General features: G+C 57.3%; 19 protein-coding genes. 4 read left to right on the forward strand and 15 right to left on the reverse strand.

Annotated features, from left to right (window positions below):
- Window positions 1–8: 8 nt before the first annotated feature.
- Window positions 9–1,277 (reverse strand): fibronectin type III domain-containing protein, encoded by a 1,269-nt coding sequence (locus HDF14_RS24515; protein ID WP_183981389.1) that lies wholly within the window; start codon window positions 1,275–1,277, stop codon window positions 9–11.
- 147 nt (window positions 1,278–1,424) lie between these two features.
- Between HDF14_RS24515 and HDF14_RS24520 the strand changes: the two genes are divergently transcribed.
- On the forward strand, window positions 1,425–2,252 hold the full coding sequence (locus tag HDF14_RS24520; RefSeq protein ID WP_406707269.1) for a helix-turn-helix domain-containing protein: 828 nt from the start codon (window positions 1,425–1,427) through the stop codon (window positions 2,250–2,252).
- A 25-nt stretch (window positions 2,253–2,277) separates the two neighbouring features.
- Here the strand turns inward: HDF14_RS24520 and HDF14_RS24525 are convergent, their stop codons facing one another.
- The 4 genes from HDF14_RS24525 to HDF14_RS24540 all read right to left on the reverse strand — a co-directional run bounded on the left by HDF14_RS24525 (window position 2,278) and on the right by HDF14_RS24540 (window position 7,351).
- Complete coding sequence (locus tag HDF14_RS24525; RefSeq protein ID WP_183981390.1) at window positions 2,278–3,441, reverse strand: A/G-specific adenine glycosylase; 1,164 nt, start codon at window positions 3,439–3,441, stop codon at window positions 2,278–2,280.
- A 134-nt stretch (window positions 3,442–3,575) separates the two neighbouring features.
- The gene (locus HDF14_RS24530; protein ID WP_183981391.1) at window positions 3,576–4,211 is read right to left on the reverse strand and encodes a YdeI/OmpD-associated family protein; all 636 of its coding nucleotides are present in this window, start codon (window positions 4,209–4,211) and stop codon (window positions 3,576–3,578) included.
- A 41-nt stretch (window positions 4,212–4,252) separates the two neighbouring features.
- On the reverse strand, window positions 4,253–6,016 hold the full coding sequence (locus tag HDF14_RS24535; RefSeq protein WP_183981392.1) for a L,D-transpeptidase family protein: 1,764 nt from the start codon (window positions 6,014–6,016) through the stop codon (window positions 4,253–4,255).
- A gap of 132 nt (window positions 6,017–6,148) precedes the next feature.
- The gene (locus HDF14_RS24540) at window positions 6,149–7,351 is read right to left on the reverse strand and encodes a hypothetical protein (protein WP_183981393.1); all 1,203 of its coding nucleotides are present in this window, start codon (window positions 7,349–7,351) and stop codon (window positions 6,149–6,151) included.
- A 147-nt stretch (window positions 7,352–7,498) separates the two neighbouring features.
- On the opposite strand from HDF14_RS24540, the gene HDF14_RS24545 reads away from it, so the two are divergent.
- Entirely contained in the window at window positions 7,499–7,936 is a 438-nt protein-coding gene (locus HDF14_RS24545; RefSeq protein WP_183981394.1) for a DUF2251 domain-containing protein, read from the forward strand.
- 18 nt (window positions 7,937–7,954) lie between these two features.
- On the opposite strand, the gene HDF14_RS24550 is transcribed toward HDF14_RS24545, so the two are convergent.
- The 4 genes from HDF14_RS24550 to HDF14_RS24565 all read right to left on the reverse strand — a co-directional run bounded on the left by HDF14_RS24550 (window position 7,955) and on the right by HDF14_RS24565 (window position 11,739).
- The gene (locus HDF14_RS24550) at window positions 7,955–8,461 is read right to left on the reverse strand and encodes a 5' nucleotidase, NT5C type (protein ID WP_183981395.1); all 507 of its coding nucleotides are present in this window, start codon (window positions 8,459–8,461) and stop codon (window positions 7,955–7,957) included.
- 50 nt (window positions 8,462–8,511) lie between these two features.
- Window positions 8,512–9,291: a zinc ribbon domain-containing protein gene (locus HDF14_RS24555; protein WP_183981396.1), complete on the reverse strand. Its 780-nt coding sequence runs from the start codon at window positions 9,289–9,291 to the stop codon at window positions 8,512–8,514.
- A gap of 100 nt (window positions 9,292–9,391) precedes the next feature.
- On the reverse strand, window positions 9,392–11,065 hold the full coding sequence (locus HDF14_RS24560; RefSeq protein ID WP_183981397.1) for a M1 family metallopeptidase: 1,674 nt from the start codon (window positions 11,063–11,065) through the stop codon (window positions 9,392–9,394).
- A gap of 41 nt (window positions 11,066–11,106) precedes the next feature.
- Entirely contained in the window at window positions 11,107–11,739 is a 633-nt protein-coding gene (locus tag HDF14_RS24565; RefSeq protein WP_183981398.1) for an FMN-binding negative transcriptional regulator, read from the reverse strand.
- A 134-nt stretch (window positions 11,740–11,873) separates the two neighbouring features.
- Here HDF14_RS24565 and HDF14_RS24570 point away from each other — a divergent pair, with 134 nt between their 5' ends.
- Together HDF14_RS24570 and HDF14_RS24575 are read left to right on the forward strand one after the other, a co-directional pair.
- On the forward strand, window positions 11,874–13,544 hold the full coding sequence (locus HDF14_RS24570; protein WP_183981399.1) for a DHA2 family efflux MFS transporter permease subunit: 1,671 nt from the start codon (window positions 11,874–11,876) through the stop codon (window positions 13,542–13,544).
- Window positions 13,545–14,037: 493 nt separating this feature from the next.
- Complete coding sequence (locus tag HDF14_RS24575) at window positions 14,038–15,645, forward strand: outer membrane beta-barrel protein (RefSeq protein WP_313899686.1); 1,608 nt, start codon at window positions 14,038–14,040, stop codon at window positions 15,643–15,645.
- A 73-nt stretch (window positions 15,646–15,718) separates the two neighbouring features.
- On the opposite strand, the gene HDF14_RS24580 is transcribed toward HDF14_RS24575, so the two are convergent.
- The 6 genes from HDF14_RS24580 to HDF14_RS24605 form a co-directional block, all read right to left on the reverse strand.
- Window positions 15,719–17,569 carry a glycoside hydrolase family 35 protein gene (locus HDF14_RS24580; protein ID WP_313899687.1) on the reverse strand — a complete coding sequence of 617 codons (1,851 nt, stop codon included), beginning with the start codon at window positions 17,567–17,569 and terminating at the stop codon, window positions 15,719–15,721.
- 77 nt (window positions 17,570–17,646) lie between these two features.
- Window positions 17,647–18,681: an aldo/keto reductase gene (locus HDF14_RS24585; RefSeq protein ID WP_183981400.1), complete on the reverse strand. Its 1,035-nt coding sequence runs from the start codon at window positions 18,679–18,681 to the stop codon at window positions 17,647–17,649.
- A gap of 87 nt (window positions 18,682–18,768) precedes the next feature.
- Window positions 18,769–20,637: a beta-L-arabinofuranosidase domain-containing protein gene (locus tag HDF14_RS24590; RefSeq protein WP_183981401.1), complete on the reverse strand. Its 1,869-nt coding sequence runs from the start codon at window positions 20,635–20,637 to the stop codon at window positions 18,769–18,771.
- A gap of 65 nt (window positions 20,638–20,702) precedes the next feature.
- Window positions 20,703–22,274 carry a hypothetical protein gene (locus HDF14_RS24595; protein WP_183981402.1) on the reverse strand — a complete coding sequence of 524 codons (1,572 nt, stop codon included), beginning with the start codon at window positions 22,272–22,274 and terminating at the stop codon, window positions 20,703–20,705.
- A 141-nt stretch (window positions 22,275–22,415) separates the two neighbouring features.
- Window positions 22,416–24,485, reverse strand: coding sequence for an ATP-dependent DNA ligase (locus HDF14_RS24600; RefSeq protein ID WP_183981403.1), 2,070 nt, complete (start codon window positions 24,483–24,485; stop codon window positions 22,416–22,418).
- A 26-nt stretch (window positions 24,486–24,511) separates the two neighbouring features.
- Window positions 24,512–25,405 carry an alpha/beta fold hydrolase gene (locus HDF14_RS24605; protein WP_183981404.1) on the reverse strand — a complete coding sequence of 298 codons (894 nt, stop codon included), beginning with the start codon at window positions 25,403–25,405 and terminating at the stop codon, window positions 24,512–24,514.
- Window positions 25,406–25,557: the final 152 nt, after the last annotated feature.

Raw genomic sequence — 25,557 nt, forward strand, 5'->3', positions numbered from 1 at the left:
GTGTTTTTTTATTGCTCCCTTAATGTTTCCTGCACGTCGGCGCTTGGAGCGCTCTCGTTCCCTGAGGCATCGACCGCGGTGACGCGATAGGCGTAGCGATGACCGGGAACGGCTGTTAGATCGCGGTAGGCAGGACCGACGATCGGGGTTGAGTTCAGGCGTGTCGCTGATCCCGCAACTTGGCCCGCTGAAGTAACTTCCTGACGATACACACTATATCCTGCGAGGTCCGGATCTATATCAGGGATCCATGAAAGATCGATGGAGCGATCAGACGGCGTGGCGCCTCCTGGTACGGCTTCGAGCCCGGTAGGAACTCCGGGCGGGAAGGTGTCGAGCATAGTGACCGTGACCGGCGAGGAAAGGTCACTACGGAGTTCGAGCGCGTGACCCTGAAGGGAGATCTCGCGAAGCCGCCGGGCGGTGTAGCGGTAGCTTTCCCCCTTCTGTGCGGTCCGGTCGACGGTACCACCTGCATCGACAGTCTCTTTCGGCGTCTCCAGTTTCACCTCGTCGGGAGTCTTCGACGACGTCATTGGCACCGCTTGTGATTTTGCGGAAGTGGACTTTGCGGAGGTAGACGTCGAAGGAGGCGAGGGTTTTTTAAACTTGCTTCGAGACGCGGGCTTCGATGCGGTGGAAGAAGGGGGATTGGCCGGACCGGGATGTACAGCAGTACTGGTAGACGTAGCCAAAAAGCGGTCGAGCTGCACCGGCGAGGTGGTGTCTTTCTGCTGCCACTCGAGCTGAACACCTTCGCGGATTGAGGTTGCACGGAGCTGCTCGACGGAGGGAGGGGCCGCGCCTGCGGCGGCGAAGGTTTCTACGGAAAGGCCCGCGGACCGGCCGTGCGCGTTGAAGAGCTGCACCCGGTAGGCCAAAAGGGAGGCAGGCTCCGCGGTTAAGGATGAAGGAAGGGCCTCTTCCGCCTGGCTGGGTCCGCTCGAGACCGGAAGGCGCGTAACTACAGTGCAGGCAGGGGTTGAGGGAACCGCCGGTTGGGGGATTGGAACAGTGACGCGGCAGATCTCTGCAGTCATTGCGCCCTTGATCGCGAGGTGATCGGTGGTCTTCTCCGGGGTCGTCCAATGAAGCGTGACCCGGTCCCCGGTGCGGTCCGCGGTGAGATCGCGTACGACCTCAGGGAGATTGAGGGAGGGAGCATGCGGCGGCCCGGGGCTGGCACAGCCTGCAACAAAGGCAATTGGTAGCGCTCCGGCACCTAGGGTCAGCCATCGACGGGTTCGCGGATGGCAGAGGATGGGCAAAAACTTCATTGGTCTGTGACCATCATAGGGCAGAGATCGGTTCGGGAAGAGATCAGACCACCGCTGGGAAAAAAATCGGCATCCAATCCAGAAAGTAGGGTCATCCGTACATCTTTTGATCGGGTTTCAACGTCTGTTGGCCTAGCGAATAAACTTATGAGCAAAACTTCTTCCTCCTCGATTTTGGCAACTGCTGGGACCTCCGCTCCACCCGATACCTTTATGCCCGGTGAGAGAGCGAACTCCGCAATCGACGTTCGACATCTTCAGGTAGATGGAGAGGCGGCTGAGTCCTTCATCGCTGAAAAGAGAATCGGCGAACGCATCAAATACCTGCGACTGAAGAAGTCGATGGGGCTGGTGGAGCTGGGTCGCCATACCGGTCTCTCGGCCAGCTTTCTGTCGCAGTTGGAGACCGGTCGCGTGGTGCCAACGCTGCGTAATCTCGCGCGGATCGCGATGGTCTTCTCCAAAGACCTCAGTTATTTCTTCGACCCGGAGCCGCAGACTCTGTTTCGGGTGCATCGCCGCGACGAGCGTGTACGCCTGCCGCAGACTGGTGCAGATGACCCCGCCTATTTCTTCGAGAGCCTGGGATATCTGGTTCCGGACCGTCAGCTCGACCCGTACTTTGCGGAGTTCCTACCCGAAAAAGAGGGCCGGTCGCCGCGAGCTCACCAGCATGTTGGCTGCGAATTTCTCTATCTGCTCTCGGGCACGCTCGACGTTCGGCACGGCGACATGACGCATCACGTAGAGGCTGGGGATGCGATTTACTTCGACGCGAACACGATCCATAGCTACCTGTGCACCGGCAAGACGCCCGCCACGGCGGTGATTGTGACACTGCAGCATCCACTGCTAATGCAGCTCGGGAGCGGAGCCAAGCAAGCGAATGGGGTTAATGGAAAGGTTCGCAGCGTTTCGGCTGCGATTCTGCCACAGGCAGCATCTGCAAAGAAGCTGTCTTCGCAGATGCAATGATTCTGTCGCCGGACCCTGCGTCGACTCAGCGCGAAACTTCTCGAGCTACGGTTTGTGCAGCAGGCAGCTTCGGCATGTCTACCTTCATGACATCAAGGCGCTGAAGCGCCTTGCGTGCCAATCCAGTGAGTGGCAAGGAACCGAGCCGGTGGGTTAATACCCAATGCAGATCGCTCTTTGAAGCGGGAACGGAGCGGCGCAGTCCACGGTCCTGTGGTCCGCTTGCGGCGTAGACCTGCACGTAGTAGTTCGTATTCGTAATGGCGTGGCGAAGGCGCAGCAGTGGCTCGCGTCCCTGAACGGCATCCTGTGGCAGTGGGGGCAGCTCGTACATGCTCGGCATGAGACTGGCGTCGTCGGCGCGGAGTTGCATCAGAACCTCAGTGAGGGTCCCGCGCTTGCGCAGGCTGAGCAGGTAGGCCGCAGGGCGACTGAGCTGGGCTGCACGCGGCAGCGTGAGGTGCTCGCCGCGCGTCTTGCACATTCCATACACAGGGCATTGCAGACAGAGCGGAGCACGGGGGAGACAGATCGTCGCGCCGAGCTCCATCATGGCCTGATTATGGTCGCCGGCGGCGTTGGTCTGTTCGCCCTTGCGCCGATTGGGCACAAGTGCGGACGCCTGCTTCTGGACAAAGGCCCGCCCGACTGCATCTTTTTGTTCGGGACGCCCCGTGATACGCAACAACACCCGCTCCACGTTGCCGTCGACTACGGCGATGCTCTCCCCGAAAGCGATGCTGGCAATGGCCGCGCTGGTGTACTCGCCGATGCCGGGCAGGGTGCGCAACTCGGCGGCTGTGCTGGGCAGAACGCCGCCGCGCTCCTGCGTGAGGAACTGCGCGGCCTTGTGGAGCATACGCGCCCGCCGATAGTAGCCAAGGCCCGACCACATTGCGAGAACTTCTGCCTCAGGCGCGAGGGCCAGAGCAAGGATCGTGGGGAAGCGACGCAGGAAGCCGTTGTAGTGCTCGACGACAGCGGCGACGCGGGTCTGCTGCAGCATGACCTCAGAGAGCCACGTGCGATAGGGATCACTGACGTTCCGCCAGGGGAGCTCCCGCGCGTGGCTGCGGTACCAATTGATTAATCTTCGCCGGAAGAGGGGAGCGTCGAGTGTTGCACTTCTCGGAGCAGAGCGCTGCTTTCGATCTTCGTTGGGTGTTACTAGCCTGGGTAGGGAAGACATCGCAGCAAGTCTATAGCCTCGCGAATCGGTAGACAGCGAAAAATTACAAAGTGGACGGTACGGTCGATAGGTCGCTGCCAGGGCAGGAGTACAAGCGTGAATTCCGGCGATAAAGGACGGGGCTGACGTTCGCCTTAACAGTTCTGATACTTCCAGTTACGCTGCTTTCCCTCGGCGATCCATTCCACCGCAGTCGCAATACGCTTTTCGCGGGTCTCCTGGCGCTTTGCATCTGCGATCCAATCGACGTACTCGCGTTTGGCGCTCGGGCTGAACGCCGCAAAGACTTTCGCAGCTTTTTTGTCTTTCTTGAGAGCAGCCAGGAGCTCCGACGGTGGTTCGACGGCAGCCTTCGGAGCCTTTACCACCTTACGCCTGGCTGCGATAGGGCTGGTGTACTCGCCACGCTCGATGAAAGCTGCGGCCTGGCGGATCAGGCTGAGCATCTGCTTGTTGGAGGGCAAATCCTTGATGTTAGTGATGCGGCCGAGCGAACCCATGCCGCCCTCCTGAACTACGCCAGCCTCGCGCAGCGCCGCACCGATCTCTTCCCCCCAGAAGCCGAAGCTGCAGTGTTCGTTGAACGCTGATATGTTGCAGAGAATCGCGCCGCGGTACTCGAAGAAGGGGCGGCTCCACTTGATGGTCTCTTCGACTCCCGGACAGCCTTTGTGGACAAGCTCGCGCAGATACTCCATGATCGGCAGCGCGAAGGGACGCACTCTCGCGAGATACGCGTCAACTTTGGGATTGAAGTTTGCATCTGGCATCCGCTTGAACTCCTGTTTTCAGGACAGCAGTGTACATGCTTCTAAACCGTATCGCCCTCCTTGGTTTTTGGCACGATCGGTTGGGGCTTGATCGGGTAGGGTGGGCCCTTGGAGAAAACCTTCTGCATCTCGGAGTCGTAGCCGTAGATGTCGTCGAAGAAGTGGACTTCCCCGCCGTCCTCAACGATTGCCGTCAGGTAAAAGATCACGATCGGCAGTGGTGTTTTGAGGCTGACGGTCTTGTTGTCCGGGCCGCTGTTCATTGCTTCCTGCACCTTGTCGAGATCCCAATCGCCCTGCCCTTGCAACACCCACGCGGCGAGATCGGCGGGCTTCTGCACACGGATGCAACCATGGCTGAAGTCGCGTCGAGTCTGATCGAAGAGAGAGACAGCAGGCGTTGAATGCAGATAGATGTCGTACTGATTGGGGAAGATGAATTTGACTAAGCCAAGCGAGTTCTTCGGGCCGGGCTTCTCCCGCACCATCACAGCGCCCTGCGCGACCTGCTTGGCGGTGTAGTCCGTTTGGAGAATACCCTTGTTGTTGGTCACTTCGAAGTTCTTGCTCGCAAGATAGCCGTGGTTGGACTCCATGTGCGGCACTAACTCCTTGCGCGCAATGTCGACCGGAACGCTCCAGTAAGGCCGGAAGACGAGGTACTTCATCATGTGGGTGAATACAGGTGTTTCGTGCTGGCCCATCACCTTGCCTACGACGACGCGCATAGTGAAGTCGAGCTTGTGATCGGGGTTAAAGCCGCGCAGCACGAACTCGGGCAGATTCACCATCAGACGCGCATGCAGGTATGGCTCGGGGAGCCAGCGCCAGCGTTCGAGCGAATCCTGCAGTTGCGCCACGCGAAAGTCCATTGGGACGTTAAGCGACTGGATCGTCTGCGGAGTGAGCTTGCCATCTTCGGTAAAGCCGTGGCGATGCTGATAGTGTCTGACGGCATCGGACAACGAAGAGTCGAAGGTCGTCGTGTTCGGGGAGGATAGTATCGCGGTGGCCTCCTCGTCGCCTTCGAGCTGGAGTCTCGCGAGAAGAGCTGGCAGCGACGGGTAACTCCCCCCCACCGAAATCGCCTTCGGAACTGTTGGCAGTGGATCTGCATGCGCTTGGCCCTGCTGCTTCGCGAGATCCATGTAGTGTGCCAGCGCGGCTTCGGTCTGGCGGTATTCGTCAGAGTCTGGCTCGACGCCGACTATGAGTTTCGGCACATCGGTAGCGTCGACCGCGTTGTCAGAGACGAACTCGGCCAGATCGTACTTCTTGTCCTGGACAGGAATCTCAAAGTTGAAGCGCGACGGATTGACACGGCCAATGCGCAGATCTGAGATGTATCGCATGACGTTGACGGTCATGGCTACGTCGAAGAGCGAGATCGCGTCGTCGGACTTGGTATTGAGAGCCTGCACGCGGTCAGCCCAGCGTGGGGCGTCGTAGTCCTCGGGAATCAGGCCCTTCGATGCGGCATCCTGAAAGGCCTGAATGAAGCCCTTCGCCGAAGCAGTCGGTGCGCCATCGCGAGTCCACGCCACCTCATAGTTGCGATCGTCGTAGAAAGTAGCCACGATAGTTTCGTAATCGGAGAAGTTAGGCCAGCGCAGATTAGGGACCTTGGTCGTGTCAACCTTCTCGGGCGGCAGCGCTTTTTTCTCAACCATCTCGTGCAGCTTATCCGCGTAGGCCGTCGTGTTGGGTTGAGACTTCGACTTGCGATGGCGGTGGCATCCGCTCAGAAGTAGGAGAACGATAAGGGCCGATGCAGTACAGGCGGAGCGAGCAGAGACTTTCATCATTACGGGCGAGACCATCCTTCAGGACGCGACAATTTTGTGAGTGTGCCGACCTATTATGCAGTATTTCTTGAAAATTCCGCACGGACAGGCAGTAGCAATCCGGATACAGTTCCGCTTTTTAAGCGGAAACATCTATCGAGCAATCTCCGGTAGCAACGACAGGCATAGAACCGCTTGCATGAGAAGGATCGCGCCTGACAGAGCGAGGAACATCTTACGTTGACGCATCTCCAGCACGTCTGCGAAGACCCCGCCCACAAACGTGAACAGGAACGGGAGTGCCCAAAGCCACGGCTGCGATACCGTCTGCGTCGTTACCAGCGGAAAGAGCAGCAAAAACATGACTAGCGGCGCAGTGTTGCCAAAGTAGCGGCAGCGCCGTGTCGAAACGTAGAGCAAAAGCGCCACGAGCGTCGCGACGACGATTGGAGCATTTGTCACGTTCAGGAAGAATCGCCGGACCCCGTCGAGCGCGAACCAGAACCGTGCTCCGCCGCCGGTGAAGACATAACTGAAGGGCGCAAGGCGGAAGGCATAAGACACAAACAGGATTGCCAGCGCGCCGACGGCGGAGAAGACTAGGATCTGCATGACGTAGCTGCGCCGGCGCTGCGCCAGGTACATCATCCACACTACCGCCATCACAAAACCGATAATTGCCGCGAGCAGATGCGCCGCCGCAGTAAGCCCCAGCGAAAGAGTGAGCAGAGCGATTCGCGGTCGCCACTTGCGACGTGGTCCCTGCATTGCGTGAGCGACGCCCATGGCGGTGTACACCAACCCGTAGAGCCCCCACATCGCCAGGACCTCATTGTTGGGCATGACGGCGGACCGAACAATGGCGGGGCAAAAGCAGTAGAGCCCCAAGGCGAAGAATCCACCTTCGTTTCCGAAGAGCCGTCGACAGACCCACCACAGACCGCCCCCGAGCCAGATGGCGAAGAAGATAAATGGGACATGCAGAAGGTACTTGACGCTGAAGAGTTCGTGCCGCGCCTCCCACGTCGAACCATTGAGCGAACCCTGCGCATAGAGTCGGTTCTCCGGCTTGCGAAGCTTGTCCGCACCGAGCATCACCAGGCGCTGTAAAGTCAGAGGCAGCCCAGCGACGCGGTAGGCAAAGGTTCCATCGCCGTTGAGATTGCCGCAAGTGGTGAAGTAACCGGCCAGCGGTGAAGGCCGCTCCCACATCTCGCGCCCACACTCTGCATAGCGATAGTCCTGCTGCGACAGCTGCTGCCGGCTCACGACCCAGAGGCACTCGGCGAGAAAAACCAGCAGGAGCAGCCCAGCCATCTGCTGCGGTCGTCCGAACTTAATGCGGGGGAGCTTCATTCCCATCGTGAGGTAGGCCGGCCTTTATCTTTCTCTTAGTCTGATCTCGCATCCGGCTTTCCGGCTGCAACTGGCGTCCACTTTGTCGCTCAACTTACACGGCCGAAGGCATTCAGCGGCCGCCTCTTCGAGTGTATCGTGAGAGATATGCAGTCGCTTTCTTTCACCCCTGGCCTTGCCTTTCTCTCCGTTAACTCGCCCATCGTTCCGTGGACCGTGGTCTTTGAAGATGAAGGCGTCGCTGGATATTTCTATGCGTGCGACCGCTCGCAGGAGTTGCACGAGCACAGCATTATGGACGCGATGCTGATCTACAACGTGGCCGCCCTAGCCAAGAGCGACGCCGAGTTGAAGCGTCCTGAGCCACAGCGCATCGCCTCGGTGGAGTGGTCACGCGACGGGCTGCAGGCGGCGCTCTATCTCGACGGAACCGCGCAGGCGCTCTACGATTTTGAAGCCCGCTGCGGCTACTGCCGCATGGATTTTCCCAACTTCATGCCGGAGGAAGGCGATACTTGGCGCAAGTCGAGCCACGCGTGGTCTGATGCCGCGTTCCAGCGTTTTGAATCGAATCTCTACGCATAAAAGGAGCATTCTCGACCCTCAGCCCAGAAACAGCTTCTCCACATCGAGCCAGTCGTTGACGCGTTTGTAGCCCGTCACCCCGGCATTGTGGGGCGAGCTGTAGAGGATGCCTTCGCCCTGAAAGCGCCGCAGCTGCCGCGGGTTGTCGTCGATCAAATAGTCAGCGTGGAGAATGCTTTTGTCGCCGCAATAGACAATATGCGACGCCGGTATGAACGGAAAATGCTTCGCCAGCCAGCGATACTTGGCTTGAAACGAGGTCGGAACCTCCATCGCCGCGGTCGCGATAAACACCTCGTAGTTCATATGTAGTCGTTGCAGAACGCGCTGAGACTCAGGCATCACAGCCAGCACTTCGAAGAAATCTTCCGAGCGCAGATACGCATCGAGCACATCGTGACGATCGGTGGAAACTACATCCCACAGCCACTTGCCCTGAAGGTCCTTGAGCGTGACATTTTCGCCGAAGTGCTTGTTATAACGCAGCAGATGCTCGCCCAGCGCATCCGCCATCACCTCGTCCATGTCTATGCAGATTCTTTTCACCGAACCTCGAATACTCCTTCTTCTACGTGCTAAAGGGACCGAATAATAGATGCTGCGATGCTTTCCACCGGAACTGTTTTCCGCTGAGGAGCGTCTCGCGCCGGATCGTAGTACAGCAACCTGCCGCAACTCTCGCAGGTCATCATGGTGTCGTCGTTGCTGCGGTCGCGAAGGTCGTTCCAGCGTTGCGGCCGCACCATCATCTGGCAGGCCATACACTTCTGGTTGAGCGCCTCAGCCACTGCCGTCCCCTTCGCCTTTGCGATGCGATCATAAGTCGAGAGTGCGGCCTCGCCGATCTCCGCGCGCACAACCGTGCGCTTCTCTTCCACCGCTGCGAGCAGTGTCTTATCGAGCGCGACCGTCTCTGCCGCTCGAACACGCTCGCGCTCCAGAGTTGCCGTCGCATCAGCAACAGCCTCATCCGCGAGTTTTTTCTGCGCGTCCAGTCCCTCGCCGCGCTCCATACTCTCGATCTCAGCGTCTTCGAGCTTAGTGATCTCTGCCTGAGCGAAGGCAATCTCGTGTTCGAACGCCGTTACCTGCACGGTCGTCGTGGCCAGATCCATATGTTTGCGCGTTCGTTCGATCTTGGCCTTCTGGTCCTTGACGTCAGACTCCTGCCGCCGCCGCAAAGCCTCTTCTTTTGCGATGAGATCGACGACGACGGCACGCTGTCCTTGCGTCGACTTCGCTTTGGTTTCGAGCGCAGCCACCTGCTTCGGCAGCGCAACCATCTCATCGCGTAGACGCTTGGCCTCGACGTCGTGTGCCTGCAATACGATTAGCTTCTCAAGATCTGGATGCATTCCGCGTCTCCTTTCCACTCGATTCGATCACTGAGGCGACTTGCCAACAGCGGAAGATTCGAAGTCTAGCACTGCTGCCTCTTCTTGTTAAGTATGCGCCTCATTGCTTGTCGACGTTGATGTAGTACAAATCGGTCGCCACGTCGAACTGGTCTTTCGTGAGCCCCGTCTTCATGGTTTGCCATTCGGTGGTGGGCCGGATCGTCTCCCAATGGTCCTTCAAGCCTACGCGAACCGGCATGGCAAAGTCTTTTTCATCGGCCTGCCAGCGATACTGAACGCTGCCCGCAGACTCGTCGAACTTCAGTTCGAGCGTCGGGATCGCCGTATGGCGAAGGTATTGATCGAAGACAGGGGTCAGGTTCATCCCCGTCTGCTGGTTGAAGTACTGAACAACGTCTTCCGTCATGATGTTCTGATATTTGAAGTGTTGATAGAAGTCGTGGATCAGCGCAAACCACCGGGTGTCGTCGTTGACGATACTGCGCAAGGTATTGATGAAGAGTGCGCCCTTGAAGTACTGATCCTGCGGCGGCTCAGCGTTGGTGCCACGTACTGTGATGATGGGCCGGTCGTTTTTTACTTTTTTCTTCAGCGCGTTGACGTACTTTACCTCGTCTTCGTGGCCGTAGTTGTACTCGACGTAGAGGCATTCGAGATAGGTCGTCCAACCCTCGTGAATCCACATGTCGGACTTGTCGGCGGCTGTAATCGCATTACCGAACCACTCGTGGCCACTCTCGTGAATGATGATGAAATCGAAGCGGGGACTAATGCCGACGCCGGTCCAGTCGCGATCGAGATAACCATTGTGGAAGTGATTGCCGTAGGCGACTGCGCTCTGGTGCTCCATGCCGGCGTAGGGAACTTCGATGAGTTTGTAGCCATCTTTTTTGAAGGGGTACTCGCCGAAGTAGTGGTAATAGGCCTTCATCATCCCAGGCACTTGCGCAAACTGGCGCTTGGCTCCGTCGAGACTCTCAGGCAGAACATAGTAGTCGAGCGGGAGGTCGCCGAACTTGTCGCCAAAGTGAACGTAGTTGCCGATGTTCAACGCGACGTCGTAGTTGTTGATGGGATAGTGGACCTTCCAGTCCCAGCGCGTGTACCCATCGCCGAGATCCTTCTTGCCCATGAACTTTCCATTCGAAACATCCATCAGGCCGTTCGGAACGGCAACGCTGATCTCCATGCCCTCCTGCGGCTCGTCGCGCCATTGGTCTTTGTTCGGCCACCAGACGCTGGCGCCGGTCTCTTCGCAGGCGGTGTTGATCCACGGGTGTCCTGCAGTGTCCTGCTTGAAGGTGAAACAACCGAATCGGCCAGTCTCCACTGGGCTGCCCGAGTAATGGACGTCGATGGAGTAGGTGTGTCCGATGCGCAATGTCTTCGGAAAGTCGACGAAGAAGGTGCCTCCGTCGCGCTCATACTTCAGGGGCGTCTTGCCCATCTCGATCTTGTCGATCTGGAGGGTAGGGAAGAGCTCGAGTTGAATGCGGGTGCCATCCACCAGCATCTTGAAGCGAATCTCATTGCTCCCTCTAATGAACTTCTTCTCGGGGTCGACGCGGAGATCGAGGTGATAGAAAAGAAGATCGTTATTCGCGCGATACGGACCGTAAGATCCGCGTAAGAGATCAGCGGCGGTGGGCTCTTTAATCGCAGGTGGAGCCGCGTTGGTCGCGGGTTTCTCCGTCTGGGCGAACACCAACGAGGTAAAGCTGAACAAAAACAGAATGCTGAGAGACCGATTGCGACGCGCGTGCGGAGACATTGATTTAAGCCTATCGCGATTCCCTTGGAATTGCGTAGGGCTCAATTTCTCTGATCCACAAGAGCTTTCATCGCCAGGCTCTCCGTCGTGTCCAACTCCGCCAAGCCCTTTGCAACTCCTACGCGGTCCTGCTCCGAGCGGTTCTGGCTCACCTTCCATTTTCCTTCGAGTCGCTCGATGACCATCTCTAAGCCAACGATGCCCTTTATCTGCGACGCGACATAGTCCGCTGGAGCATCTTCGATCTTCCAAGGAGCCGGTAACTCGGCTTCGTGAATCGTCACAAGACTTTCGAGATGAGCCATCAGCCAATCGCTGTCTTCGATCACCCTGAGATGCCCATACGCGTGAACAACCGCGTAGTTCCAGGTCGGCACCACCTTTCCATTTTCTTGTTTTTCCGGATACCAGGAGGGCGTGATGTAGTGCTGTGGACCGGAGAAGATCGCAAGCGCCTCAACGTCCGGTGTGAAGTCGCGCCACTGCCGATTCGCTCGCGAGAGATGGCACTTGAGGCGTCCGAACTCCGTGCCATCCCGTTCGAGCACCATTGGAATGTGCGACGCGAAGAGGCCATTCGCCCCCATACTGATGAGAGAGGCAAACGGCTGCTCTTCCATCAGGTTATGGATGACAGGAACGCGGGTCTCCTGATTTGCCCTGGGAATGTACATAACCGCTCCTCAAAAATAGCTCTGGCTAGAACCTATCACCACCGGCGAGATATTAAGTTTCCACTGAATCCTGCAACTTTCGTCTGCAACTCTCTGAATCCCGGCCTATATCAATACAATCGAATAAACCACACATGGCAGCCACAGTAGTTGAACTACCCGAGGCGCAGCTCTCTGAAGCGCGTAAACCCGAGCACCACCCGGCGGTCGACCGACCATGGCGGCCGCGAATCAATCCGTGGATCGTTGCCATGACGGTGACCCTGGCGACTTTTATGGAGGTACTCGACTCCTCCATCGCCAACGTCGCTCTCCCCCACATTGCTGGCGGCCTGGGTGCCACGCAGGATGAGGCCACCTGGGTGCTGACAGCGTACCTGGTCGCCAACGCCATCATTCTTCCTGCCGGCGCCTACATGACGACCTTCATCGGGCGCAAGAAGTTCTACATGATCTGCGTCGCTCTGTTCGGCATCAGCTCCGCGCTCTGCGGCTTTGCTCCCTCGCTGCCGATTCTGATCTTCTGCCGCATCCTGCAGGGAGTAGGGGGCGGCGGTCTCGCACCTTCAGAACAAGCGATTCTCGCCGACACCTTTCCGCCTGAGAAACGTGGCCAGGCCTTTGCCATGTATGGCCTCGCCGTGGTCTGCGCGCCCGCGATAGGTCCCACACTCGGGGGCTACATCACGGACAATTTCGATTGGCGATGGATCTTCTTCCTCAACGTGCCCATCTGTCTGATATCGCTGTTCCTCACCTCGCGCATCGTCGAAGATCCGCCCTGGGTGAAGAAACAAGTCGAGCAATCGCAGAAGGGCGGCATCAAACTCGATTTTCTCGGCTTCGGCCTTCTTGGCCTCACCTTCGGCTCGCTCGAGTTCATCCTCGACAAGGGCCAGGAGGACGACTGGTTTTCGTCAGGCCTCATCACGTTCTTTACCGTGGCAATGGTCGTTGCATTCGTATCGATGATCTGGTGGGAGCTCAAGCAGCTTCGCGACGGCCACCGCCCCATTCTGAATCTAACTCTCTTCAAGCGCCGAAACTTTTCCATCAGCTTTCTGCTGATGTTCGTGCTCGGTTTTTCGCTCTACGGCACAACCATTCTGATCCCTCAATTCGTGCAGACGCTGCTCGGCTACACAGCCGAACTTGCCGGGCTAGTGCTTTCGCCCGCGGGCCTGATGATGATGTGCATGATGCCCGTCGTCGGCATTCTGGTCGGCAAGGTCGATCCGCGTAAGCTAATTGCCTACGGCTTCGTCATGCTGACGCTCTCCTTATTCACGATGCATACGCTGAACCTCGGCGTGAGCTACGGCTACCTGGTCTTCGTTCGTTGCTTCCAGGCATCTGGTCTCGCCTTCCTTTTCATTCCGATCAACACCATCGCGTACATTGGCGTGAAGCAGTCGGAGAATAACGACGTCTCCGGCCTGACGAATCTGGCGCGTAACATTGGTGGATCTGTCGGAACCGCGTTCGTTGCAACCATGCTCACTCGCCGGACGGCGAATCATGAGACCCACATGGTCCGCAACCTGACCTCAGGCAACCAGGCCTTTATGAATCAGGTGGCGAAGCTCAAAGGCATGTTCGGCGGCCACACCAGCGGCAACCCCATGACTGGAACCGGCTCCCACACCGCGCAAGCTTATCTCTACAACGAGCTCCATCGTCAGGCCGGCATGCTTGCCTATCTCGACATCATCCAATACATGGCCGTCTTCTGCGCCTGCATGCTACCGTTTCTCTTCTTCATCCCGCGCCCGCCAAAACATGCAAGCCCGTCGGCCGGCCACTAGCGATTGAGAAGATCAGCCGCCGTCTGCCTTGCAGTAAAGGCATCGAAGGCCCAGCTCCGAATACAACCATGTAGGCGGTGCCTCAACGATGCGTTTTCATCCTGCTTTGACACCCGTTTGACATTCAACTTCCCCGGGGCGCAATCTCTTTGCGTTATTGGAATCGGTGCACTTGCACCATGGAAGCACGCCGGAACCCCGGCTCGTCCCGGCAGTGATTCCCGGGCCATATAGACCAGCTCTTACCCTCAATCCGTCCCCTGCCTACGAATGCCTGGGCGCCATCCCCTCGATTCCGCCCAGCTCACGGGAGGAACGCATCCATGCCGATGCACACTCTCGTGTTCCCCCGTCTCAGCAGGCCTTTATGGATTCGTTACGACTTAATAACGAATTCATTACGGTCGGCTCGTTACGCTCTGAATATCAGCGTCCAGTGGCCCGGTAGGTTCCTTAATTGGCCGCTGCGGCTGTAAGGAATGGAGAAGCAGCAGTGAAAAACAGAAAAATATCACGTGGTCAGCGATTTTGTCTGACATCGTTCGGCCTTGCGGCAGGGCTGACGCTTTTTGGAGGAAACCTTCAAGCTCAGGCACCAGGACCGAATCTACAGACAGCCGTCGAGAACACCCAGGTCACTCCAGACCATCAAACAGCTCAAGACCGGAAGATACAACAACTACAGGACCAGTTGGAGGAGATCCAGAAGCAGCTCATGGAGCTCAAGCAGGCAAACGCCATTGAGCCCGAGACTCATCACGTCACGACAGCCAAGGCTTCTGCCTCTTCTTCCGTCATGACAGAAGCAGAGCCGGAGGTCACAGATCCCAACAACCCACACTCAGAGCCGTTCGCCTTTGCCGACTTCACCTGGCTCACCGGCAACGCACGCACCAAGGACACGCCGTATGCAACCAAGTTCTTCACCCCTGAGATTCGCTCGGATGTTAGCTACACCTACGACTTCCGGCATCCGCAGGACGACACCATTGTCGGATCGAGCGAGGTCTTTCGGTCCAGCGAGGTTACCCTGACGGACCTTGGAATTGGTGGCGACTTCCATTACAACAATGTGCGCGCCCGCGTTTTGAGCCAGATCGGTCTTTACGCCACGGCAACGCCGCGCAATGATGCCAGCCCCGCGCGCGGACAATGGGACCTTGCCGACGCCTATCGTTATGTAAGTGAGGCCAACGCTGGCTACCACTTCAACGTGCAACACGGCCTCAACGTGGATGCTGGCATCTTCCTCTCCTACATTGGCCTCTTCTCGTTTTATCAGTTCGATAACTGGGCCTATCAGCCGTCCTATGTGTCGTCAAACACGCCTTGGTTCTTCAATGGTGTGCGCGTGCAATGGTTTCCCACCGCCAAGCTGAAGATCGAACCCTGGTTCATCAACGGCTGGCAATCCTACGGGCGGTTCAACAATCGGCCCGGGCTGGGCGGATCGATCCTTTATCGTCCAAATGGAAATTGGTCGATCGTCGGCAATCAGTACGGCTTTGGAGAGGATGCGCTGGGCATAGGCTCACGTACTCGCTACCACACCGACGATAGTGTTCAGTACAAGTACTACGAGCGGCACGACTCCTTCCTCAGTAAGGCCGCTGCAACTCTGACCGGCGACGCTGGCTGCGAGAGCGGCGGCGGCGTAAGCTGCTTTGGCAACGGGAAGACTGGACCGAAGCAGAGCTTTCTCGGCTTCATGGCCTACAACCGTTTCTGGTTTGATCGTGATCGTTTTGGCCTGACACTCGGCGGAGGACGCATCAACAACCCAGGCCGTTACCTGGTCCTTCTTCCCCCGATCAACGGAGCAACCGCAGCCTCTGGAACACCCTACTTCACCGAGAACCCGGGTGATCCGTTCAAAGCATGGGACACTTCCGTCACAGCCGACTACATGCCGAACCAATACTTCACCTATCGGCTGGAGTACAACCATCGTGCAGCAAACGTCCCCTACTTTGCCGGACCCGGTGGCGTTACGCCTCCAGGCGGGAACACCGGAACACCAGGTTCTCTCGTTCCAGGCTGGAGCCCGGATCTTCGCAACAGCGAGAACCGCATGACGCTGGCATTCCTCATGAAGTTCTAACCGGCGTTCCCACCGCAGTAAGGTTTACGAAGCCTCCGGTAACATGCCGGAGGCTTTCTTGTTTGTTAGCGACTTATTGCGCGACGGGCGACTCTTTGGTTGGTGATCCGAGAACAGGCTTGTCCAAACCTCGTACAGTCGCGCCCATCTTTCCCTGCAGATCGAACACAATCACGTCATTGCGTCCTTTCACCACCCACGGAGCCGGAGCGTAAAGTGTCTTCTGTGGACCAACATTCCAGATGCGGCCAAGGGCGTGGCCGTTCAACCAAAGCTCGCCCTTCGCAAACTCGCTCGTGTCGAGGAAAGTATCGCCAACAGTATTGAGATCAAAGCTGGCGCGATAAAAACAAGCGCCGTCGCATGGCTCTCGTGAGAACTTCAAGCCGGTCATGTCGTTCATGGGCAACGGATAAATCTCCCAGTCAGTAAGCTCCTTACCGTTCAGCGTCACCTGCTTCGTGATACCGGCACGCTCACCGCCGATAGCTTTGCCGAAGTTGATGCGGCCTGTGTTCTCCACCAGAATATCCAGACGCGCATTGCTGCCTATCGCAGGTAGCGTAAGACGATCCTGCTTCAATCGCCGGTCCAGCGTTCCAATCAATTTTCCATCCAGATAAACCTGCGCGTAGCTGTGAAGTTCGTCCACAACGAGCTCCCCCTGCGACGCCCTCTTCAACGTGGTGCGATACAGGATGTAGCCATAGGCCTGGTCAACATCCTCCATGCTCAAAGGATGTTCCGATCGAACTGGCGCAGGCAGATTCTTCCACAACGAAGCAGCCTCAATCACTTTCGCTGCCGGGGTTCGAACTGCCGACGCGACCTCAGGCACCGTCGGCGGAGTTACGCCTGTGGATTTTGCGATGATGTCGCGAAAGACGAAGTACTTCGGTGTTGGCCGTCCGGCCTCGTCAAGAGCGGCGTCGTAGTCGTAGCTCGTGACATCTGGTTCATAGGTACCAGCAACATCTCCGTTGGCTCCATTCATACCTCCGAAGCTCGTGCCACCGTGGAACATGTAAAAGCTCACAGAATAACCATGAGCCAGCATCCATCGCAGATTATCCGCCTGCTTGTCGGCATGCGTCTTTGCGTGATCCGCACCCCAGTGATCAAACCAGCCAGCCCAATATTCACTGTTTATGAACGGGCCATCGGGACGGACTTCCTTCAGCTTCGCAAACGCCCGCTCCGCCGCACCATCTTCCTCACCACCAAAATTAATTCCAGCAGGAAGCTCCGGCAGCGAGCCGTCCCTCACTTTATCCGGTCCGTCCGCGGTGTACAGCTGCGACTGAGTGAATCCCGCATCAACCAGAGCCTTGTGAATCTGTTCCATGTACGCATGGTCATTACCGAACGAACCGTATTCGTTCTCTACCTGCGTCAAAATGATAGGTCCTCCATTGCCGACCTGTAGTGGGGCCAGTTCCTTGCCCAATCGCTCAATCCATCGCGCGGCAGGCACCATGAACTTCGGATCGCTGGTGCGAACCAAAGTCGCGTGATCCTTCAACAGCCACGACGGATATCCGCCAAACTCCCACTCCGCGCACACATAGGGACCCGGCCGAAGAATCACATAGAGACCTTCCTGCTGGGCCTCACGCACAAACTCTGCGACATCATTGTTCCCGGAAAAATCGTACACACCCGGCTTTGGCTCATGCACGTTCCAGAAGACGTACGTGGTGATTGTGTTCAACCCCATTGCTTTGGCCATTCGAAATCGCTGGCGCCAATACGCTCGCGGAATTCGCGGATAGTGCATCTCTCCCGAGATGACTTGAAACGGTTTGCCATCGAGCGCAAAGTGGTCGCCTTCAACCCTGAATCGATGCGACTTGGGAGCCTGTGCAAATCCACTGGGGCCAAGCAGAAGAACGGCCAATAACAAAACGAGAACTGGAGATCGCACTCAAACCTCACACCTGCAAAATGGGCTGAGGCTCGCAGCACTCCGCGAGCCTCAAAACCATCGCCAATTTTACGCCCTTATACCGGGAACGGATTTCGCTCGCTGAACTGCACTTGGTGCCAGTAGGGGTAAGCCTTCGGCAGTTCACTCGCTTGATCCAGCCGGGCAACCTGCTCCTTCGTAAGCTCCCAGCCGATGGCCCCGAGGTTTTGTTTCAACTGTTCCTCGTTTCTCGCGCCAACAATCAGAGTCGAAACCGTAGGCCTACGCAGCAGCCAGTTCAGCGCTATCTGTGGGACCGTCTTGCCCGTTTCCTTTGCGATCTCATCGATGGCATCGATAACGGTATACAGGTACTCCTCCGGAACCTGCGGCCCCGCATCCGTTACTATCTTCGAGTTCAATCGACTGTCCTTGGGAATGCCTGTTTCGCGGCGAATCTTGCCCGTCAACCGTCCCCAACCCAGCGGCGACCACACAAGTGCGCCCACACCCTGATCGACTGCCAGTGGCATCAGCTCCCACTCATAGTCGCGGCCCACCAGCGAGTAATACACCTGATGGCCAATATAGCGGGACCAACCATATCGCTCACTCACGCTCAACGACTTCATCAGGTGCCAGCCCGAAAAATTCGAACACGCAATGTAACGAATCTTCCCCTCACGCACCAGGTCATCGAGAGCGCGCAGTGTCTCTTCTACCGGCGAGGTCGCATCAAACGCATGCAAGTGGTAGATATCGATATGGTCTGTGCCGAGTCGCTTCAACGAGCGTTCTGCAGATTGAATCAAATGATAACGAGACGAACCGACATCGTTCGGTCCTTTGCCGAACCGAAAGGTCGCCTTCGTCGAGATCATCACGTCGCGCCTTTTGTGTTTCGCAAGCGCCTTTCCAAGCGCCTTCTCGCTCTCTCCGTCCGAATAAATGTCGGCAGTATCGAACAAGTTCATCCCTGCGTCCATGCAGATGTCGACGATCCGGTCGGCTTCTTCCTGCGTCGTCTCCGACCAGGCTTTAAAAAACTCATTGGCTGCTCCGAACGTCCCTGCACCGAAGCAAAGCTCCGGCACCTTCAAACCCGATTTACCAAGCTGTCTGTATTCCATGAAAATTCAGATGCAGCGAACGATAGCTCCGCTGTAAATTTTTAGCCATCTCTCATTCCGTGTCGTGATCGATAAGTCTTTGATCATTCAGCCAGCCAATTGAATATAGGTCAGATAAGGCTGGTCCGCGACCGAGGTAAATGGCACCATCTTTACCGGCCCATTCGCACTTTGTAACGTCCACTCGCCGCTGCCTGCCTGTTGTATCTCCAGCACATGCGCTTTGCTTGCAGCCACCGGCGCCGAAGCGAGCGCAAACAAAACTCTCGGCCCCAACAACACCCCTACCGTCTCAGGATGCGCCTCGTCCAACGCCTCGAACCGCGGCTTCATCGGCAGTTGTAGCTTCACCATATCGCCGGCCCGCCACTTTCTTCGCACGGTGGCAAATCCGGCCATCACGGCCAACTTAACAGGCTTTCCATTCACCTCGAGCGAAGCCCCCTCCGCCCACGCAGGAATCCGCAGTTTCAGCGCGAACGTAACCGGGTGCGACGTCTTCATCCGCAGCCGTACCTCCGGCGTCTCCGGATACGTGCCCTCCAAATCCATCTCAACCTTTGCGTTGCCCTCGCTCCACCGCAGAGCAGAAGGCAGGTAAAGATTCACCCACACGGCCCCCGGCTCGTGAAAATACCCGTTGATCCAGTAGTCCGCGACAACCTGCGGCAGAGTCCCCGAACAACACGGCCACCGATGAGTCGAATAAACTCGTTTTCCTGCCACTCCCAACGCTCCCTTTACCGTGTCTGACGCAGCATCTGTTGGAGGACTTGAGTGGTAGTCGGAATAGTAGAAAGCATGTCCATCCGGCTGTAGCGGCATAGCTCCGAGGACAGCGTTGTACATCACCCGTTCCATGCTGTCGCCATATCGCCCGTCGCGCGTGCAGCGCAGCAAGTACCGTGTCAACTTCATATGAGCGTAACTGCCACACGGTGTTTCGAAGCTGTTGTGGCTTCGCGCAAGGCTCGCGTAGACCTTGCCCGATCCCGGCGCCTGCAGCAGCTCGTCCGGCCCCCATCCTCCCGTCACAAAACTCTGAGCAAGCAGCATATCGAAGCCGTTCTTCGCTGCCTGCAGATGCTTTTCGCTTCCCCCAACCATGTATGCCTGCATCGCCGAACACAACGCATTCACATAGCTGTACGCTTGCTTTCCGCTCAATACATTCTCCCCGCGGGCGAGCGGATCGAAATAGGTCGTGTCATCCATATAACGTTCTGCCATCTCGCGATAGGCAGCTCCCTCCACTCCCATTTGTGCCGATACAAGATACAAATTTTCGGGCATCGTATAGCTCTCGTCCCAGGTCCAGGATGCATCCTTCCCCTCCCGCCAGACCACCTCGCGATCCACGGCATGCCCCGGCAACTCTGGCAGCGCGGACTTTCGGGTACGCTCGAGAATCACCAGCGCATCGCTGTCCCCCGCAAGCCTGTGCGCATCCATGAGGCCGCACACGAGTTTGTCGAAGCAGTAGGCTGGAAAGCGGTTGTTTGCGTAGTATTCCGTTGCAATCGTCTGCGCGTACAGACTGTTCAACCGCACGGCGCGTTCCCGCAGCTCCTGCTCGCCACCGATTGCATACATCCGCGACAGGGCTGAAACCCACTGTCCAAATGTTGCGCTTGGAGCCAGCCCCGCGTCGTCCCTTTTGTAGTTGTAGTCCGCCCGATATTGGTACCATCCGCCAAGATCTTCGCCGGGAGCATCCTGCCCCACCATCTTCCGAAAAGGCATCAACAAACTATCGTCGCTGAGCCCCATCAGCACCGCGCGTACGTTCTCCATTTGAGCGAGATGCAGCGGGCTCTTAAGCGTCACCTGTCCATAACCGACCTCTTCAAGAGGTCGCCCCACAACCGCAGCGAAACCTACCCGCTGCAAAGCCCCACCTGCGACCACAGCGGCGACACCCTGCAACAGTTCTCGTCTGTCTATCCCAGTGCTCACATCTGCATTCTCCGCCTATGGGGATAGGTCTGTCAGCACGCAATCGCATTAGAACGCTGACAGACCTATTTTTTCGAGGTAGCCGAGAGAATGCTTGCAGTCTTACGCTGGTTGATCTTGCACTCCACCGAACTCGGCGCATGCCGCCACCATATTTGAAAGTCCCTCGTCACCTCTGTCAGGCACATGGAGCGGAGTTGGCTCTGAATCTCGGGATCTCGGTCAGTGAAGTATGGGACGTGGGCTGTGTCCTCAACCACCACATCAGCGTCTCGTATGTTAGCCAACACCCGTGCATGATCTGCAGGAAACATCTGCGTTTCACCTAGAAACCAGGTGTCGGCGGAACGAAGGCTAGGGTAATAGTGGTGCACACCCGTCGCGTTCGACATCATGAGAACCTTCTGTGTCTCTGCAATCTTCAAAATATGCGCCAGCTGCGAGGCGTACTCCGGTTCGGCGTAAAGATTCGCGGTGAGCGCAGAGCGGTGGGTATTCCTCCACGCCCATAACGTCTGCCGAGCCTGAGCGGCCTGAGCACCCAATCCGATCAGGGTAAAGAGAATCAGAAGAGAACTCCGCCATCGGGGGGCGGGGACGACCCACAACCCCAGAAGCATGCCGGCTGCAGTAATGGGATCGTAAATCGTATGTTGTCCATCCCCCCTGTAAGCGAAGACAGCAAAAACGACCTGTACAACCGCACAGATGATCACGGCTCCGTATTTGGGGTCCACTCTCCCGCGGCGAATCATCGCCATCAACGCAAAAAACGCCAGAATCACCAGGCCGACTGTACTGAGCATCCACCACGTCGCCGGCGTTACAACGTAGTACCCCAGGTAGTACAGCGAGTTGTGACCTCGGGGATGCAAGAAGGTGATCAGATCATCGTAGTCAAACTTCCCCCCGCCATAGTAGAACTTCGTACCGAGGAGCGGTAGTGCGGTCGCGAGAACTGATCTCGCCCCGAAGTACAGACTCAAGCCGACCCCGAGCAAAACATAGGTCAGTACGCCAGGAGCAAGCCTCCGGGCCAGCAGCGAGACCGACCGCTCATTGTTGAGCCACCACTCTGCCACTACGTAGATCGCCAAGAGGCCAGTCAGAAGCAACGGCAGCGATGGAACACAGAAGGTGCCAATCGCCGCTACAGCCAGCGCAATGTCTGCGCGTCCCTCCACGAGAAAGAGCAATGCAAACAACATCGAGAGCTGGACGAGCGAATACGGAAGGTTCGGGTTGACTATTAAAAGAAAAGGACTGATCGCGATGACGGCCAGAATAGAGAGCCATCGATTGGAGATGCATCGGACAAGACGAGCCCAGAACACTGACATCAGGATCAACACAGCGATAGTGCAGCCAATCAGCGGCCAGTAGCCACCTCCGAATATGGCAAACAGAACATGCTGGAGAAAGACCGGAATCAGCCCGTACTGATAAAACGTGTCAACTCCCAGGCGAAGGTGTTGATCCAACAGGTAGTCGAGATTGAGAAAGTTGCTTCTATCAGCAAAGACAAAGAGATAGTAGGAAAAGAAGATCGGCCACGACAGAAGATCAAGCGCGATGAAGCCGGCTAGTATGAGCACAAATCCGGTGCTCTTGCGCGGTGCGTGGCCCAGTTCGATCATCTTTCCCTCAACAAGAAAAGATCGAACGCACTCTAGCAGGGTGCATCATGCAAGATCAACCAGTAAATACGAGGGTTTGCAGCGTTGCGATCGCGAGGACTGAAAAATATAGCTCGCGTCTATTCATCTGCAACTTTCGAGTTACCCCTCCGGCTTATCCACCTGCGACTGATACACCTCTTCCACCCGTTCGACAGTATCGATTTCGCTTACTGGTTTGTCCGTCCTGATCTTCAAAATCCGTGGAAAGCGCAATGCAAAGCCGCTCGCATGACGCCCGCTGCGCATGATGTTGTTGAACGCCACCTCCAACACCATGAGCGGTTCGACCGTGCGAAAGAACCCCTGGTCTTCGAGCGTGTGCTCCATCATCCATGTGCTCATCTCACCGATCTCAATATCGGTCAAACCCGAGTAGGCCTTACCCACATTGAGCAACTCACCATTGGCATCACGCACCGCAAACGTATAGTCGCTCAAAATACCCGCGCGTCGGCCATGTCCGAACTCCGCTCCCGTCACAACCACATCAAGCGTCGCCAACTCGCGCTTCAACTTCACCCAAGCAAGACCACGCCGCCCGGGTTGATAGACCGACCCCGCCGCCTTCAACATCACACCCTCGTTCGCCCGCGCCCGCGCATCGGCATAGGCCCGATCGATATCCTCGGCCGACTCCACCAGCCGCGAAGGCGAGATCATCAGCCTCTCCACGCCTGCGCTCACCTCGCCAGCAAATAACACCGCCTGCGAATCCTGTGCTCGCTCGTCCACCACCAGCGGCGATACCACTCGCTCGACCAGGCTCTCCACCACCGCCTCCAGCCGATTGCGTCGCTCCCGCAGCGGCAGCTCCAACAGCAATTCGCCTCCAGCGCACATCAGGTCGAACGCCATAAACACAACCGGCACCTGCTGACGCCATTCGTTCGAAACGCGCTTCCGCCCGATCCTCTGTCCCAACACCGCAAACGGCAGTGCGCGCCCTTGTTCAAAGTCCCAACCCAGAATTTCGCCATCAAAGATAAACGAACTTACGAATTCATCTGACTTCGGTCGAATCTGCGCAAACGCCTCCTCCAACTCAGGAAAGCTCTCAGTCACGTCCTCTTTATTGCGCGAGTAGATCGCCACCCGCCCCGGCTGCCCAGAATCTCCGCAATGTACCTGCGCTCGCATACCGTCGTACTTATCCTCTAGAAATGCCTCGACCCCTTTCACATCCAAGGCATTTGATCTCGACTCGTCAGGCTCCCCAGCGGGATCTCTCGCAATCACATCTGCAGGCGCAGCATCGGCAAACTCTTCGGCGTCGATGTCGAGACTTTGCGGCGCGACAACCTCTTCCCCCACCTCACCGTCAGCCTCCACAGCAACCGCAACTTCAACCTCACGGTCAGGAACGAGCTTCATCGCTCGACGCAGCGCCTCCTCGGCCTTCTTACTCTTGCCCGACTTCTTGATCTTCGCCGCTGACACCTTAGCCGGCTTTTCCGTAAACCGTTTCACCGCTTCTTCCGGCGTCTCTACCGGCGAAGCCAGCATGAAGCCGAGTGGATGAAACAGCCGCATCCTCGCCTCACTCAACGTTCCGGCGAAAGCCCGTTGCGTTGCGCCACTTAGATCCGCTTCCAACATCACCGCGCGTCGCACAGCCTCTACCGTAGCGCCAGCCGCCGCAGCGATCACCTCCTCCACCAGGCTCTGCTTCACCCCAATCCTCATATCCCCAAGCATCAACTTCAGCAGATACTTAGCTTCAAGCGCGGTCGCGCGCCGCAACAGGCCCTCGACCAAACCAGCTCGAATCGCCGTTGTCTTCGCCACCGCCATCCCCGCAAACGCCTCCGACACCTCGGCCAACGTCAGGTTCGGCGTCTTTTCACTACCAGCCGCAATCAGCAGATCGAAGGCCGCCGCACCCATATCTCCATGCCGCCTGTATGCCGCCGTCAGAGCCTCGTTGCTGGCCCCACTCACCGCCAACAAAGCCTTCGACAACAATGCTCCACCTGCATTCAGCTTCCGCGAATCCGCCTCTGCGAACGGAGTACCAGCGACATAGAGCGCAAAAAGCCCAGCATCTTCGCTCTGCGGCGCAGCTACATGAACTGCAGAAATAGCTTCAGAGATCGCCGCACGCTTCTTCAGTTTGCCGGCCTCCTTCGCCAACCCTTCCGCCAGCTCTGCGAGCGTTGCAAACAGCGCCATAGCTTCAACTCCTCACACGGCCGCCTTCACCGCGATCCTTTATCCCGCAGATGATTCACAATCACATCCGCCACAATACCCGGCGCCTCTCGATGAGGAAAATGGCCAACACCCTCCAGCAACAAGCGATGATAGCCACCAGCGAAGTATCGTTCCTGCCCCTCCGATTCGCTAGGAGGATCACAACGATCATCCACCCCCTGGATCATCAAAGTGGGCGTTGATATAAGCTCCACTTTTTCCAGTCTTCGTTGTTCGTCTTCATAGCGAGAGTCCCGCGCCTCCCCGTCCCGCCAGCGCGCGCGATAAGCATTCAACGTAATCGCAACCCAGTCCGGATTCGAAAAGCTCTCAGCGGTCCTCGCGAACTCGGCTTCATCAAACCAACCCTCCGGGCTCCACGTCTCCCACTGGATCCGCGCAAAACCGACCGGATCTTCTCGCACCTTTTCCGCTCCGCCGTCCACACACATAAACCACTGGTACCAGAATTTCCTGGACTGCTCGAAGGAGGGCACTTTGAATCTACCTTCCGGCTGATATCCAAGCGCCAAAGCAGAAACCGACGAAATCCGATCCGGAAAAAGTGCCGCTAACGTGTACGCCGCTCTCGCGCCCCAGTCATGGCCGACGACGGCAAACCGGCCAAGTCCCAGCGCATCGGCCAGATCGATCGCATCCTGTGCAAGCGCAACGCCGGAACCAACCCGCGGCGTCTCCTCGGACAAAAATCTCGTCGGTCCCGAGCCTCGCAGATAGGGAATCACCGTGCGCCAACCCTCCGCCTGGAGCCTCGATGCGATGGAATCCCACCCGCAAGGTGCGTCGGGCCACCCATGCAAAATCACCACCGCCGGCCCGTCTTTTGGACCGTCATCCTCAAAGGCAATCTCCAGTAACTCAGTCCGAATCTTCCTCATCACCTTCCTCCGCCCACGTGGCCCGGTTCCCGTTTGGTATCAACTGATTCCCTGTCCTCTAAAGATGCCAAAAAGAGGCTAGCTGCACCCTCCGCACAAGGAGTAACATCTAAATAGACATGAACACAGCCGCAAATCCGGTGTTTACCCCC

It is taken from the genome of Tunturiibacter gelidiferens (assembly GCF_014201335.1).
Lineage (GTDB): Bacteria > Acidobacteriota > Terriglobia > Terriglobales > Acidobacteriaceae > Edaphobacter > Edaphobacter lichenicola_E.